Source organism: Rhizobium giardinii bv. giardinii H152, assembly GCF_000379605.1.
In the GTDB taxonomy this organism is placed as follows: domain Bacteria; phylum Pseudomonadota; class Alphaproteobacteria; order Rhizobiales; family Rhizobiaceae; genus Pararhizobium; species Pararhizobium giardinii.
Genome location: NZ_KB902591.1, coordinates 113,724 through 127,792, shown reverse-complemented (window position 1 = coordinate 127,792; position 14,069 = coordinate 113,724). Strand labels below are relative to the sequence as shown.

At 59.7% G+C, this 14,069-nt stretch carries 15 protein-coding genes; 4 read left to right on the top strand and 11 right to left on the bottom strand.

The window, feature by feature from the left end; all coding sequences use genetic code 11:
- Positions 1 to 40: 40 nt before the first annotated feature.
- The 9 genes from bamA to A3AY_RS0108210 form a co-directional block, all read right to left on the bottom strand.
- Entirely contained in the window at positions 41 to 2,371 is a 2,331-nt protein-coding gene (bamA, locus tag A3AY_RS0108250) for an outer membrane protein assembly factor BamA (protein ID WP_018325210.1), read from the bottom strand.
- Positions 2,372 to 2,620: 249 nt separating this feature from the next.
- Entirely contained in the window at positions 2,621 to 3,754 is a 1,134-nt protein-coding gene (gene rseP / locus A3AY_RS0108245) for an RIP metalloprotease RseP (RefSeq protein ID WP_018325209.1), read from the bottom strand.
- A 30-nt stretch (positions 3,755 to 3,784) separates the two neighbouring features.
- Complete coding sequence (locus A3AY_RS0108240) at positions 3,785 to 4,618, bottom strand: phosphatidate cytidylyltransferase (protein ID WP_018325208.1); 834 nt, start codon at positions 4,616 to 4,618, stop codon at positions 3,785 to 3,787.
- On the bottom strand, positions 4,618 to 5,361 hold the full coding sequence (locus A3AY_RS0108235; protein ID WP_026203233.1) for an isoprenyl transferase: 744 nt from the start codon (positions 5,359 to 5,361) through the stop codon (positions 4,618 to 4,620). Before A3AY_RS0108235 ends, A3AY_RS0108240 begins: the two co-directional genes overlap by 1 nt.
- A 38-nt stretch (positions 5,362 to 5,399) precedes the next feature.
- On the bottom strand, positions 5,400 to 5,960 hold the full coding sequence (frr, locus tag A3AY_RS0108230) for a ribosome recycling factor (RefSeq protein ID WP_018325206.1): 561 nt from the start codon (positions 5,958 to 5,960) through the stop codon (positions 5,400 to 5,402).
- A gap of 50 nt (positions 5,961 to 6,010) precedes the next feature.
- Positions 6,011 to 6,733, bottom strand: a complete 723-nt coding sequence (pyrH, locus tag A3AY_RS0108225; protein WP_018325205.1) for a UMP kinase — start codon at positions 6,731 to 6,733, stop codon at positions 6,011 to 6,013.
- A gap of 191 nt (positions 6,734 to 6,924) precedes the next feature.
- A complete protein-coding gene (gene tsf / locus A3AY_RS0108220) occupies positions 6,925 to 7,851 on the bottom strand; it encodes a translation elongation factor Ts (protein WP_026203232.1) in 927 nt (308 codons plus the stop codon).
- Positions 7,852 to 8,107: 256 nt separating this feature from the next.
- Positions 8,108 to 8,875 (bottom strand): 30S ribosomal protein S2, encoded by a 768-nt coding sequence (rpsB, locus tag A3AY_RS0108215; protein ID WP_018325203.1) that lies wholly within the window; start codon positions 8,873 to 8,875, stop codon positions 8,108 to 8,110.
- A 190-nt stretch (positions 8,876 to 9,065) separates the two neighbouring features.
- Positions 9,066 to 9,893: a cell envelope integrity EipB family protein gene (locus tag A3AY_RS0108210; RefSeq protein ID WP_018325202.1), complete on the bottom strand. Its 828-nt coding sequence runs from the start codon at positions 9,891 to 9,893 to the stop codon at positions 9,066 to 9,068.
- Between the two features lie 147 nt (positions 9,894 to 10,040).
- Here A3AY_RS0108210 and A3AY_RS0108200 point away from each other — a divergent pair, with 147 nt between their 5' ends.
- From A3AY_RS0108200 to A3AY_RS0108185, 4 genes are read left to right on the top strand one after another with little or no spacing between them, the layout of a single operon-like run.
- Positions 10,041 to 10,508: a RidA family protein gene (locus tag A3AY_RS0108200; protein WP_018325201.1), complete on the top strand. Its 468-nt coding sequence runs from the start codon at positions 10,041 to 10,043 to the stop codon at positions 10,506 to 10,508.
- Between the two features lie 14 nt (positions 10,509 to 10,522).
- Positions 10,523 to 11,248: a glycerophosphodiester phosphodiesterase gene (locus tag A3AY_RS0108195; protein ID WP_018325200.1), complete on the top strand. Its 726-nt coding sequence runs from the start codon at positions 10,523 to 10,525 to the stop codon at positions 11,246 to 11,248.
- A gap of 3 nt (positions 11,249 to 11,251) precedes the next feature.
- On the top strand, positions 11,252 to 12,445 hold the full coding sequence (locus A3AY_RS0108190; protein WP_018325199.1) for a GNAT family N-acetyltransferase: 1,194 nt from the start codon (positions 11,252 to 11,254) through the stop codon (positions 12,443 to 12,445).
- 46 nt (positions 12,446 to 12,491) lie between these two features.
- The gene (locus A3AY_RS0108185) at positions 12,492 to 12,923 is read left to right on the top strand and encodes an HIT family protein (protein ID WP_018325198.1); all 432 of its coding nucleotides are present in this window, start codon (positions 12,492 to 12,494) and stop codon (positions 12,921 to 12,923) included.
- A 6-nt stretch (positions 12,924 to 12,929) separates the two neighbouring features.
- Here the strand turns inward: A3AY_RS0108185 and A3AY_RS0108180 are convergent, their stop codons facing one another.
- A complete protein-coding gene (locus tag A3AY_RS0108180; RefSeq protein ID WP_018325197.1) occupies positions 12,930 to 13,274 on the bottom strand; it encodes an AzlD domain-containing protein in 345 nt (114 codons plus the stop codon).
- Entirely contained in the window at positions 13,271 to 14,008 is a 738-nt protein-coding gene (locus A3AY_RS0108175) for an AzlC family ABC transporter permease (RefSeq protein ID WP_018325196.1), read from the bottom strand. The genes A3AY_RS0108180 and A3AY_RS0108175 overlap by 4 nt, the downstream gene beginning before the upstream one ends.
- Positions 14,009 to 14,069 lie beyond the last annotated feature (61 nt).

The following is a 14,069-nucleotide window of genomic DNA, read 5'->3' as shown; positions in this document are numbered from 1 at the left end:
CTCCAGAACAGTTTTGGCAGGCAGTTCTGGACTGCAAGGATCAGAAGGAGGACGAGATACCGAACTTGAGGTTCTGAACCCTGTCGAAGTCTTCCTTGGCAACCGGGATTGCGTAGTCGATGCGCAGCGGACCGAAGGGCGACGCCCAGAGCAGACCGAGACCAACGGACGCCCGAAGCGAGCTGTCGGTGCCGCGAACCCCGTCGGCTGCAGTCACGTCCACATCGTTGCCGTAAAGCGTACCGGCATCGGCAAACACAGCGCCGCGGAAGCCTGCGTCGCGGGCAACAAACGGCAGCGGGAAGGTCGCCTCGGCAGAAGCCGTGAAATAGGTCGTTCCGCCGATCGCGTCACCGTTTTCCGCACGCGGGCCGACGCCGTTGCGCTCGAAGCCGCGAATATCGTTGCTGCCCAGCTGGAACTGGTCGAACACTTCCATTTCGCCACCGGTATTGAACACATGGCCGGCACTACCAGCCAATGACGCGATGATATCGGCGTCGTCGTTCACCGTATAGTACCACTTGAACTTGCCGGTCAGCTTGTAGAAGTCAGACGTTCCGCCGAGGCCCGCATATTCCTGCGTGGCCGAAGCCAGGATGCCTTCATGCGCCTGCTGCGCATCATCAAGTGAATTATACGTCAGCGTCTGCGAAACCGAAGACCGCTCCCAGGGCGAGCCATTGATGGCACGATCATACGGGCTCGAAAGATCATCCGTATCGCCGTGATAATCCATCTGCGTAAAGTTGTAGCGCAGCGTCGTCGACAGTCTTTCCGTGATCGGCGCAGTTACGCGCAGGCTGAAGCCGCTGTCCTCATAGCTGTAGTTGTCTTCGTCATAATCGTTTTCGTTCTGAAAGACATCAAAACCAGCGGCCAGACGATAACCGAGGAAGTAAGGCTCGGTGAAAGAAACGTTATAGGTCCGGCTCTCTTCACCGCGGCCTGCTGCCAAGCGGATGTACTGGCCGCGACCGAGGAAGTTCTTTTCTTCGATCGAGGCCTCGACGAGGAAGCCGCCGCCGCTGCCGGCCGCATAGCCGGCGCCGATGCCGAACGAGCCGGTCGACTGGTCCTGCACGTCAACGACGATGACGACACGGTCAGCCGCACTACCCGGCTGCGTGCTGATGTTGACGGCGGAGAAATAACCGAGCGCGTCAAGGCGGCGCTTGGCGGTCGCAATCATCTCCTGATTGAACGCGTCGCCTTCGCTCACGTCGAATTCGCGACGGATGACGTAGTCGCGCGTACGGGTGTTACCGCGGATTTCGATGCGTTCGATATAGGCGCGCTCGCCCTGATCGACCAGATAATCGACGGCGATTGTCCGGTTGCCGAAATCACGGTTGCCACGCGGGGTGACGCGCGCGAACGGATAGCCTTGCGCCGCAACGCGCTTGGAAATCGCAGAAATGCTTTCCTGAACGTCCTTGGCCTTATAGACCGAGCCTTCCGAGGTCTGCACGAGACCCTTCAATTCCTCGGCATTCACGCCTTCGACAGTCGATTCGACATTGATCGGCCCGAAATCGTAGCGCTCACCCTCTTCGACGGTGATCGTCACCGTGTATTCGTTGCTGGATTCATCCAGGACTGCATCCGAGGAAACGACACGGAAATCCGCGTAGCCGCGATTGTAGTAGAACTGGCGCAGCAGTTCCTCGTCCGCGCGCAGTTTGTCGGCGTTGTAGACATCCTTGCGGTTCAGGAAGGAGAAGATGCCCGACTCCTTCGTCGCGATCACCGCCTGAAGACGGCCGTCGCCGTAGGCGTTGTTGCCAACGAAATTGATCTGTTTGATCTTGGTACGATCGCCTTCGTTGATGACGAAAGCGAGATTGACGCGACCTTCCGCGATCGGAACGACCTGCGTCGTGACCGTGACGTCGTTACGGCCCATGGCCGCATAGGCATCCTTGATGGCCTGAATATCGGATTCAGCCGTCGCCTCGCTGTACGGGCCGAGCGAACGCGTGCGAACGACAGCCTGCAGCTTTTCGTCCTTGATCTTGCGGTTACCGTTGAAAACAACCTGGTTGACGAGCTGGTTTTCGCTCACGGTGACAACAAGCGTGCCGCCGGAAATATTGATGCTGACGTCGGAGAAATAGCCGGTCGAATAGAGGCGCTTTACGGAAGAATCGATATCAGCGTTGCTGAAGCTCTTGCCGGGAACGATGGTGATGTTTGCGCGGACGGTCTCCGGGCTGACGCGAGTGGCGCCGCGGACTTCCACGCGGCTGATCGTTGCGGCTTCTGCGACAGATGCACTTGCAAGCGTTACAATGCCAGTCCCCGATGCGACAATCCCAGTGGACAGCGCAACCGCCGACACCGCGTTCAAAAATCTTGAACCAGCTTTCATAAACCTTACCTTCTTCCCAATGCCCCGCAGCGAACTCGTACCGACTCCGGTCACGGTTGCCGTTTTAACCGCTTTTCTCATACAAGCAAGGGAGCTCGTTAATTTCTATTTACTTCAATTGAAACCGTGTCCTAACGGCCACTACGGAATTGCTTTATCGTAAACAATTCCTTTCAATCAACCCTTTGAATTCCCACTGACGTTAAACGTCCCTCGAATGGCCCGCAGCTCCGCATGAGCCTCGAATTCCTAGCCAAGAAGCGAGCTGATGTCGTTCCACGTGGCGAAAACCATCAGCATCAGGACCATGGCAAAACCGATACGGAAAGCGATGTCCTGCGCCCCCGGCCCGACAGGTTTCCCTCGGACGGCTTCCACCGCATAAAACATCAGATGACCGCCATCAAGTACGGGAACGGGCATAAGATTGAGAAGTCCAATGGAAACTGAAAGTACTGCCGCCAGCTGCAGGACGGCAGCGACGCCGATGGTCGCCATCTGGCCGGAGGCCTGGGCAACCCGGATCGGCCCACCAAGCTGGTCGGCCTTCATCCGGCCGGTAACGAGATTGGCCAGATAATTGAATGTGCCGGTGACGATATGCCAGCTCTCGATCACCCCCTGCCCGACAGCCTCGATCGGGCCAAAATGCTGGAGGCGGAAATTGCCGGTTTCCTGGTTCGTCAAGATGCCGATGATTCCAAGCTCCATCTTGTTACCGAACTGATCGGTAATCTCGGTGCGCTGGGGCACCATCGGCAGATCCAGCAACTCTCCCTTGCGCTTGATCTGGATGGTGATCGGCGTTTCCGGCCGGACGCTGACATAGCGGCGCACGTCGTCGAATGTCGTCACCGGCGTGCCGTCGATGGAAACGAGCAGGTCGCCAGGCAGCACACCAGCCTGGGCGGCTGCGCTGTTTTCCTTTACTTCGGCGACGACCGGATCCGCCACAGGCTTGCCGTAGATGGCGAAAAGCACGGCGAAGATTGCGATCGCCAGAATGAAGTTGGCGATGGGGCCGGCGGCAACTGTGGCAGCGCGCTTCCAAAGCTTGGCCCCCAGGAAGGTGCGGCCGCGGTCCTCGGTGGAATATTGATCAAGGCGGCTGTAGTCCGGAACGCTCGCGGCATCCTCATCGCCGAAGAACTTGACGTAGCCGCCAAGCGGAATGGCACAGACCTTCCAACGCGTGCCGCGTTTGTCGGTGTAGCCGAGCAATTCGGGGCCGAAACCGACGGCGAAGGCGAGGATGTGGATACCGGACCAGCGCCCGACAAGGTAGTGGCCCATCTCGTGCACGAAGACGATCAGCGTCAAAACCAGCAAAAACGGCACGATATAGCCGAGAATAAAGTGAAGCACATCGGCCAGGTAAGCCATGTCATCCCCCGATCAGGTATGCGGCGCCATTTACGGCCCCAGCAGGATCGCCCCCATGGGCGCATTTTGTCCACCGGCAGCCATGACTTGCACCAAGACAAATAGAAGCGCGGCAAAACAGGCAAAAACAAGTCCGTCGACACGATCCATGACGCCGCCATGACCGGGAATGAGCCGGCTCGAATCCTTCACGCCAAACCGGCGTTTGATATAGGATTCGAAGAGATCGCCGATCTGGCTGGCGACCGACAGGGCAAGCGCCAGCAAGGGAATGCGCACGTCGTCCATGGAAAAATGGCTGAGGAACACCACGACGCCCGCTATCACGCCCGAGACCGCGCCCCCGATCGCACCCGACCAGGTCTTGCCGGGCGAAATGCGCGGTGCGAGCTTTGGACCGCCGATCGCCCGGCCGATGAAATAGGCGAGAATATCCGTCCCCCAGACAACCGCGAAAATAAAGAACATCGCGACGAGGCCGATATCGCTGTCGCCTCGGATCGCCGAGAGCGAGATGCCGGTAAGACCGGCATAGACGATGCCGCCGGGCAGCCACCAGCTGCCGCTGCGCAGAGCGACCCAGATGGCGCCGACAACGGCAAAGGCTGCCAGTGCAAGCAACGCCAGTTGCGCATTGTCGAAGAGGATGAGAGCGGCGATCACCGCCTGCGAAAGCCAGCCGAAGGCATTGCCCTGAAAATCCCGCTCGCCAAGCCGGGTGATCGTCGACCATTCATGATAGACGAGGAGCGCGATGGCGACGGAGAGCAATTGGAAGACGGTTCCGCCCGCCCAGGTCGCGCCAAGCGTGACGACCGCCAGAACAATGCCGGAAACGATGCGCAGTTGCAGCTCTTTTTGCATCAGGAGCCAACTGCCAAGGTCGGCTGCGACAGTCCGCCGAACCGACGTTCCCGTCCCGCGTAGGCCTTCAGCGCGTCCAGGAAAACCTCGCGGCTGAAATCAGGCCAGAGCTCAGGAATGAAAAGAAGTTCGGAATAGGCCGCCTGCCAGAGCAGGAAGTTCGACAAGCGCTCTTCGCCACTGGTGCGCAAGATAAGGTCCGGATCCGGGATGCCGGCCGTGTCGAGCCGGCTGGCGATGCGCTCCGGCGTGATCTGGTCGGCCGTCAGCCGTCCTTGCGCGACATCGACCGCCAGAGCCTGCATGGCGCGGGTGATTTCATCGCGAGAACCGTAGTTAAACGCGATGACGAGCGTGATGCCGCTATTGTTGCGGGTCGTATCCTCCGCCTCGATCAGCAAGGGCAGAATATCACCGCGAAGATTGGTCTTGTCGCCGATCACCCGGATGCGAACGTTCTGCCGGTGCAGATCCGCAAGATCGCGTCGGACGAAGGCCTTCAGCAGTCCCATCAGGTCCGAGACCTCTGCCTCCGGGCGGCTCCAGTTTTCAGATGAGAAGGCAAACAGCGTCAGATAACGGATGCCCACCTCACCGGCGGTCCGCACCGCCTCACGGACGGCTTCCACCCCCTTGCGATGCCCCATCGTGCGGGGAAGCCCCCGCGAATTGGCCCACCGTCCGTTGCCATCCATGATGATGGCAACGTGCGTGGGAACATTTCTAATCAATGGGTTCGACATCAGCAGCCCGGAAAAACAGAGACTCGGAAAAGGGCAGTCTAGACCTGCATGATTTCCTTTTCCTTCTCGGCGAGCAAGCGGTCGATGTCGGAAATCATCTCGTCGGTCATTTTCTGGACCTTTTCCGACTGGCTGCGGCTCACGTCCTGGCCAATGTCGCCGTCCTTTTCGGCTTTTTTCAAGCTGTCCATGCCGTCGCGACGAACGTTGCGCACCGCGATCTTCGCCTTCTCGCTGTAATCATGCGCAACTTTCACCAGCGACTTGCGGCGCTCTTCGTTGAGCTCAGGCAGGGGAATGCGCAAATTCTGGCCGTCGACGATCGGATTGAGGCCGAGATTCGATTCCCGGATTGCACGATCGACGGCGCCGACCATGGACTTGTCCCAGATCGAAACGCCGAGCATGCGCGCTTCCGGAACGGTGATATTTGCGACTTGGTTCAGCGGAACGCGCGAACCATAGGCTTCAACCATAACCGGATCGAGAACATTGGCGGATGCACGACCAGTGCGCAGCGATGCGATATCGTGCTTGAACGCGGTGATCGCACCTTCCATGCGGCGCTTCAGATCACTCAGGTCAATACCTTCACTCATGGATCAAACTCCCGTTTTATCGCGGCGGCATGGCCACCGCCCTGTATTGCTCAATTGTCTGTTACGATGGTGGCTCGACCGCCGCCGGTCAAGATTTCTGCGAAGCCGCCCTTCTCATGGATCGAGAACACGATGATCGGAATGCTGTTTTCGCGCGCCAGCGCCACGGCTGCAACATCCATGACAGCCAAGCCTCGTTCCAGAACTTCGCTGTGCGTCAAGCGGTCGAACCGCGTCGCGGTCGGATCCTTCTTCGGGTCGGCGGTGTAGATGCCGTCGACCTGCGTTCCCTTGAAGATCGCCTCCGCGCCCATTTCGGCTGCACGCAGCGCAGCCGCACTATCGGTGGTGAAGAACGGATTGCCGGTACCGCCGGCAAAGATCACCACGCGGCCGAGCGACAGATGATAAAGCGTCGCGCGCTGCGAAAAGCTTTCGCAGATTTCCGGCATGGCAATTGCCGAGAGCACCACGGTGTCGATGTCGAGCTTGCGCAGGGACGTCGCCAGAGCCAGCGCGTTGATCACCGTTGCCAGCATGCCCATGTGGTCGCCGGTTACCCGGTCACCACCCTTGGATGCCACGGCGACCCCACGAAAAATGTTGCCGCCGCCGACAACCACGCCGACTTCCACTCCCATGGCGCGCGCTTGGGCAATGTCCGAGGCGATCCGGTCGGCAACCGCGACATCGATGCCGAAGCCCTGGTTCCCCATGAGCGCTTCGCCCGAAGCTTTTAGCAGCACGCGTTTGAAGAGAGGTTCGGCCGACATCGTCACTCCTGTCCAAGAAGGCACACCTATGCGAGATGGTGCGTAAAACTGATCTTTCATCCCCGCGCGGCCGATATCGCCTCGATCATTTTCCGAGCGAGCCTGCGTCAATGGGATGATGATGCCGGATACACGAAGGGCACCGCGTTGTCACGCGATGCCCCCCGGTTTTCCCAATCAGGATGAAGAAATCAACCCTTGGCGACGGCTGCCACTTCAGCGGCGAAGTCGCTTTCTTCCTTCTCGACGCCTTCGCCGAGAAGAAGACGGGCCATGCCGACGACTTCGATCGGTGCGCCGACAGCCTTTTCAGCTTCCTTGACGGCAGCTTCGACGGTCAGGTCCGGGTTCATGACGAAAGCCTGCGAGAGAAGAGCGACTTCCTCGAAGAACTTGCGCATGCGGCCTTCAACCATCTTTTCGATGATATTGTCCGGCTTGCCGGAAGCGCGGGACTGCTCGATGAAGATCGAGCGCTCGCGGTCGGCAACGACCGGATCGACCTCGGTCGAACGGATGGCCAGCGGGTTGGTGGCAGCGATGTGCATGGCTACCTGGCGGCCGATGGCGTTCAGCGCGTCCTTGTCGCCGGTCGACTTCAGCGCGACGAGAACGCCGAGCTTGCCGAGGCCGTCTGCAACGGAGTTGTGAACGTAGGTGGCAACGACACCGTCTTCGACAGACAGCAAAGCGGAACGGCGCAGCGCCATGTTTTCGCCGATCGTGGCGATTGCATCGGTGATGCTTTCAGCAACGGACTTGCCGGTCGCCGGGTAGTTGGCGGCGGAAATAGCTTCAACCGAGCCATTGGTGCCGAGAGCGACGCCGGCAACGCCGCGAACCAGTTCCTGGAAGGCATCGTTGCGGGCAACGAAGTCGGTTTCCGAGTTGAGTTCGATGACGACGGCCTTATTGCCGTTGCTGGCAACGCCGATCAAGCCTTCGGCAGCTGCACGGCCGGACTTCTTGTCGGCCTTGGCAATGCCCTTGGCGCGCAGCCAGTCGATCGCGGCTTCCATGTCGCCATTGGTTTCGCCGAGTGCCTTCTTGCAATCCATCATGCCTGCGCCGGTCTTTTCGCGCAGTTCCTTCACCATTGCTGCTGTAATAGTGCTCATCTTTTTTGCCTCTTCGTTTGTTCGGCTGGCGCGCTGCCAGAATGCCGGCGCGATACCAGGAGGATGTGGCAGGGCATGACCCCTGAATGTGACATCGTGATGAAAGCTTCATCCCGATGATGCGCATCATAAAAGCCAGTGTCCTTGGGGGGTGGCCCGATGCAAAAGAACAAGGCCGTTCACTTCTTCAGTCGTAAACGGCCTTGCCCTGATTTTATCTAGAGGAGCGGCGGGAAGATCCCGCCGTCCGGCCCGATCAGGCTTCGGCGGCTTCTTCGAGAGCCGGCTCGATCGGCAGTTCGGCGGAGGCGCCGAGGTCGCGACCGGACGAGCTCTGCTGACGGGCGATACCGTCAAGGGCAGCACGGGAGATCAGATCGCAATAGAGCGAGATCGCGCGCGAAGCGTCGTCGTTGCCGGGGATCGGGAAGTCGATCTGGTCCGGGTCGCAGTTCGAATCGATGATCGCGACGACCGGGATGCCAAGGCGCTTGGCTTCGTCGATGGCGATCGATTCCTTGTTGGTGTCGATGATGAACATCAGATCCGGCACGCCGCCCATATCGCGGATACCGCCGAGGGCGCGGTTCAGCTTTTCGCGTTCGCGCTCGAGGTTCAGACGTTCCTTCTTGGTGAAGCCGGAAGCTTCCGAGTTAAGGATTTCGTCGAGCTTGCGCAGGCGCTGGATCGAGTTCGAAATCGTCTTCCAGTTGGTCATCATGCCGCCGAGCCAGCGGGCGTTGACGTAGTACTGGGCCGAACGCTTGGCAGCGTCAGCGATGATTTCGGACGCCTGGCGCTTGGTGCCGACGAACAGAACGCGGCCGCCCTTGGCAACCGTGTCGCTGACGACCTGCAGGGCGCGCGACAGCATCGGCACGGTCTGTGCGAGGTCGATGATGTGAACGTTCGAGCGATCGCCGAAGATGTACGGCTTCATTTTCGGGTTCCAGCGATGAGTCTGGTGACCGAAGTGAACACCAGCTTCCAGAAGCTGGCGCATGCTGAAATCAGGCAATGCCATGCCTTTTTCTCCTTTTCCGGTTGAACCTCCGCAAGGCAAACAGCACCTTCTTCGAAGGCGCCACCGGGTGGAACTGGCCGGATTTCTCCCGGACGGTCCCAAACCTTACGTGTGGAATGTGGTGCCCATATCCCCTGTTGCCCGATAAATCAAGGGCGAAGACATAAAATATGGGATTACGGCGCGGCCTCTACTTGCAGTCGCCCTGCTTGAAGACTTCGAGGTCAGCGAGCTTGCCGGTCAGCACGAAGTCGCCGTAGTCCATCGTCAGATCGCGGGTGATGCCGTTTTCGTACAGCTTGAACTCCATGCGGTAGATCGGCAGCGCGTCACCGGTCATGTCGTCGTTGAAATAGGAGATGGTCACCGGCCAATAGGGCTTGGAAGCCATGGCGCCGGCTTTGCCGGCGTCGCCGTCATCGGCAACCGGGTTTCGCTGTTTGCCCACCATCGTCGTGGTGATCAGCGTCTTGTCGCCCGAGTCGGAACCGTCGAAGATGCGGGATTCGAACAGGGTATCCCCCTTCTTTGCCCGATCGATGACCTCCAGCATGTGCTCGGTCGGAAACAGGCTCTGGGCGAGATCGACCTGACGCTTGTCCGGCGAAGTCAGATCGACCTTCACGCCTTGCTCGGCCTCGTGGGCGGAGCCACGCACTTCCTTGTCCAGCTTCTCGTCGGTGAACGAACGCGTCAGGAAACGGAAATTGCCGTTCTTCAGGTCCTCGTAGGTCGTCGTCTGCTGGTCCGTCAGCCTGACTTCCTCGCCGGTATCGACCTTGGTGACGAAACGGAAACTGACGGTATATCCCTCGCAGGCGGAGCCGTTGAATTCATAGACCATCCGGCCGTACATTCCGGAAATTCCGGAGCGCTCGGATGCGTCTTTCAGTTCCAGATCATACACGGCACGGTGAGGCACCAGGATATTGGCGGAAGCCGCAGAAGCGCCGCCGACCGTCACGCCTGAGAAACACGCCCATGCCAGAATGGCGGAGGCAAAGCCTGAACGAAACATCCGTTTCCTCCTGTTGGACTCGCCGCCAATGCTATAAGAACACATCCGGCGAAAGCGAGGCATAGATGATCGCGAAGCGGTATTTTATCACTTCATGAATCACGCCTTGCATGCAGCATTTGGTGACAAAACACAACGGAGTTATCCATGTCCGCAGAAATCGAAGCACGCATCAAGGAACTGGGAATCACCCTGCCGCAGGCCGCAGCTCCTGCCGCAAACTATGTCCCCTTCGTCATCAGCGGATCGCATCTTTATATCTCCGGCCAACTGCCGATGGAGAACGGCAAGGTTGCCATCACCGGACATCTCGGCGACGGCGTCGACGTCGCGACAGGTCAGCGCGCAGCCGAACTCTGCGCCATCAACATTCTCGCCCAGGCCAAGGCAGCACTTGGCGGCGATCTCTCGCGCATCCGCCGCGTCGTCAAGCTCAACGGCTTCATCGCCTCCACCACGACATTTATCGAGCAGCATCTGGTCATGAACGGGGCATCCAACCTGATCGCCAAGGTTCTCGGCGATGCCGGAATTCACGCCCGCGCAGCCGTCGGCATGGCCGCCCTGCCCTTTAATGCCGCCGTCGAGATCGATGCCGTCATCGAAATCGCATAACGGAATCCTGTCCCATGAAAGACCTCTCCTGGCTGACCGCGCAACCGATCGCGCATCGCGGCTATCACGACATGAACCATGCCATCTGGGAAAACACGCTGTCTGCCTTTTCCCGGGCGGCGGAACATGGCTTCGCCATTGAATGCGACCTGCAATATACCGCAGACAGCGTGCCCGTGGTCTTCCACGATGACGACATGCAGCGGCTTTGCGGCATCAAGGGCGATATCCGCGAAAAGACGGCCGGTGAACTGGCACTCGTCGCGATCGGCGGCACCGCCGACAAAGTGCCGACACTCGGCCAACTGCTACGGCTTGTGAAAGGCCGCGTGCCGCTGATCCTCGAACTCAAGGGCCGCAAGGGCGACGACGAGGGCTTTGCCGACGCGGTGCTGGAAACGCTGGAAGGCTATCAGGGCCATGTTGCCCTGATGAGCTTCGACCACTGGCTGCTCAAGGACCTTAAGGCGCTCGACCCGCCTTATCCTCTGGGACTGACGGCGGGTGGCAACCAGCCGGAGTCCTTCTTCACTCACGAAGAAGCGATGCAGCTTGGTCTTGATTTTATTTCCTATTTCTATGGCGATTTGCCAAATTCGTTCATCACCAAGGAACGCGCCCTTGGACGACCGGTTCTGACCTGGACCGTGAGGGATGAGGCTGGCGCAGATCACACGTTCAGTCATGCGGACCAGATGACGTTCGAGGGATTTGATCCAAAGGAAAGGCTCACCGCTTAAAGAATGACCGGCGAAGTGAAAATCCGCATCGAAACCTCCTTCCAGGACATTCCGAAGGAAAGCTGGGACGGATTGTCCGGGACCGCCAAAGGACAGAACGGCGGTCTCTACAATCCGTTCGTTTCGCACGCCTATCTCTCTTCACTGGAGGAATCCGGCTCGGCGACCGCGGATACCGGCTGGCTTGGCCAGCACCTGTTGATGGAGGCCGGCGACGGCGGCCTTGCAGGCGGCCTCGTCTGCTATCTGAAAAACCACAGCCAGGGCGAATATGTCTTCGATCATGGCTGGGCCGATGCGCTCGAGCGGGCCGGCGGACGCTACTATCCGAAACTGCAATGCGCGGTCCCCTTCACTCCGGCGACCGGGCCGCGGCTCTTGAGTGCGACGAACGGCAATACGGGCGCGGTTCGCGAGTCACTCGCTCTCGGGCTGCAGGAACTGGTGCGCCGCCACAAGGTGTCATCGGCACACGTGACGTTCGTGCCGGAAGAAGAAATGCCGACACTCGAAAACGCCGGTTTCCTGCACCGGACCGATCAGCAGTTTCATTTCTTCAATCACGGCTACACATCCCACAACGATTTCCTGGAAACACTCGCGTCCCGGAAGCGCAAGGCGCTCAAGAAGGAGCGCCGGACGGCGGTTGAGCACGGCATCAGCATCGATTGGCTGACCGGCGGGGATCTGACGGAAAGCGTCTGGGACCAGTTCTTCGCTTTCTACATGGATACCGGTAGCCGCAAATGGGGCCGTCCGTATCTTACCCGCAAATTCTATTCGCTGATCGGCGAGCGAATGGCGGACGACATCCTGCTGGTCATGGCCAAGCGCAACGGCCGCTATATTGCCGGCGCGATCAATTTCATCGGCAGCGACGCACTTTACGGCCGCCATTGGGGGGCCATCGAAGACCATCCCTTCCTGCATTTCGAGGTCTGCTATCATCAGGCGATCGATTTTGCAATTTCCAGAGGACTGAAGCGCGTAGAGGCCGGCGCCCAGGGTGAACACAAGCTGGCGCGTGGGTATCTTCCGGTGACGACCCATTCGGCACATTTCATCGCCCATCCCGGATTGAAACGCGCTGTCGCGGATTATCTCGACCGCGAGCGGCGGGAAGTCGAGCAGATCGGCGGTATTCTTGCCGATCACAGCCCGTTCCGCAAAGGCGAGCGGCAGGATCTGGACGACTGAACACGGCAACCATTTTGAAGACACATTACTTAGAAGGAAGAGGCAGATGAACAGCGGCGCCTACGACAGCGACAATATTTTTGCCAAGATCCTGCGCGGCGAGATCCCGGCGCAGAAGGTCTATGAAGACAACAGCACCCTCGTCATCATGGATGTCATGCCACAGGCGGAAGGCCACGTCCTGGTCATCCCAAAAGCAGCATCGCGCAACATTCTCGACGCCGATCCGGCAACGCTCGGCCCGTTGATTGCGGTCGTACAGAAAATCGCCATCGCGGCGCAGGAAGCCTTCGATGCCGATGGCGTGACGATCATGCAGTTCAATGAAGCGCCGGCAGGCCAATCGGTGTTCCACCTGCATTTCCACGTCATTCCCCGTCGCGAGGGCGTGCCGTTGCGGCCGCATTCCGGCAAGATGGAAGACGGGTCGGTTCTTGCGGCCAATGCCGCGAAAATCAGGCAAGCCCTTGCCGGCTGAGGCTGCTCAGAATCCGAGCGCGTACAATCCCACGGCCAGCACACCGATGGCCGTGGCGATACCGATCGCAGGCTTCTGGCGCGCGGCAAAAAAGGCGGCCGCGCCCGCGACAACAGATCCGAGGCGAAGCCAGAGCGGCGATTGTTCCAGCACCCCGGTCGGGTAGAGAACGAGCTTGGCGATGACCGCCGCTACCAGAGCGGTGGCAACCGCCCTCACCCAGTTCAAAGCTTCCGAATCCTCCCGCAGCCGGTTGCCCGCCAGCACCCCCAGCCAGCGCCAGATATCCGTCGCAAGCCAGCCAGCGATCGCGATGAAGACATAGGCCCACCAGCCTTCAAGCACGGTCATGCGCGCGCCTCCTTGCGTTGACGCCAGCTGCGCTCGGCCAGCCAGGCGGCCGTCCCGCCGCCGACGCCGGCCAGCAGGATGTCGAACTCCGGCGCGATCCAGTAGAACACCGGACCGGCGACGAGGCCGACAGCGAGCGCCACGTAAATCACCGGGTGACGCGCCGAACTCCAGATCGACGCGAGAAAATAGACGGGCGTCAGGAAGAACAGGCAGCCGGCGACGATGGGCGGAAACTCCGTCACAAACTGGTAGACCACCCCCACGAGTGTCATGTTGGCCAACACGAGGGTGATGCCGAACCCGGCAAAAAAGACGATCCGCCGCTCGCGCGGCACGGATTGCACCCGCTCCATCGCAAACACCCATGCCGTGATCGCCACGAAATGAGAGAGTAACAGCAGCAGCCAGGTCGGAGTCCGCTGCGTGCGGATTTCCGGCACGAGGGCCGCCACCATCGGCATCAGCCGGATGGAGGACAGGGTCACCGCGATAAAGGCTGTCAGCACGTTGGCACCACCGAGAATCGAGCTGACGAGGATGACCTTGGCGGGCAGTGCCCAGACGGCGCCGACCATGAATACCACCTGCTCGACCGGGATACCGGCCTGCGCGGTGAACGCACAAAAGCCGACGAAGGACAGCATCAGGATGGTCGCCGGCAGGCTGAATATACCCATCATGCCGGCCAGGAACCAATGCCGCGCAGAGCCGGCCGTCTCGCCATTTTTCATCAAAACATCCGCTGGTTCATGCCACAAAAAAACAGTGCCGGACCATTCCGCCCGGCACTGT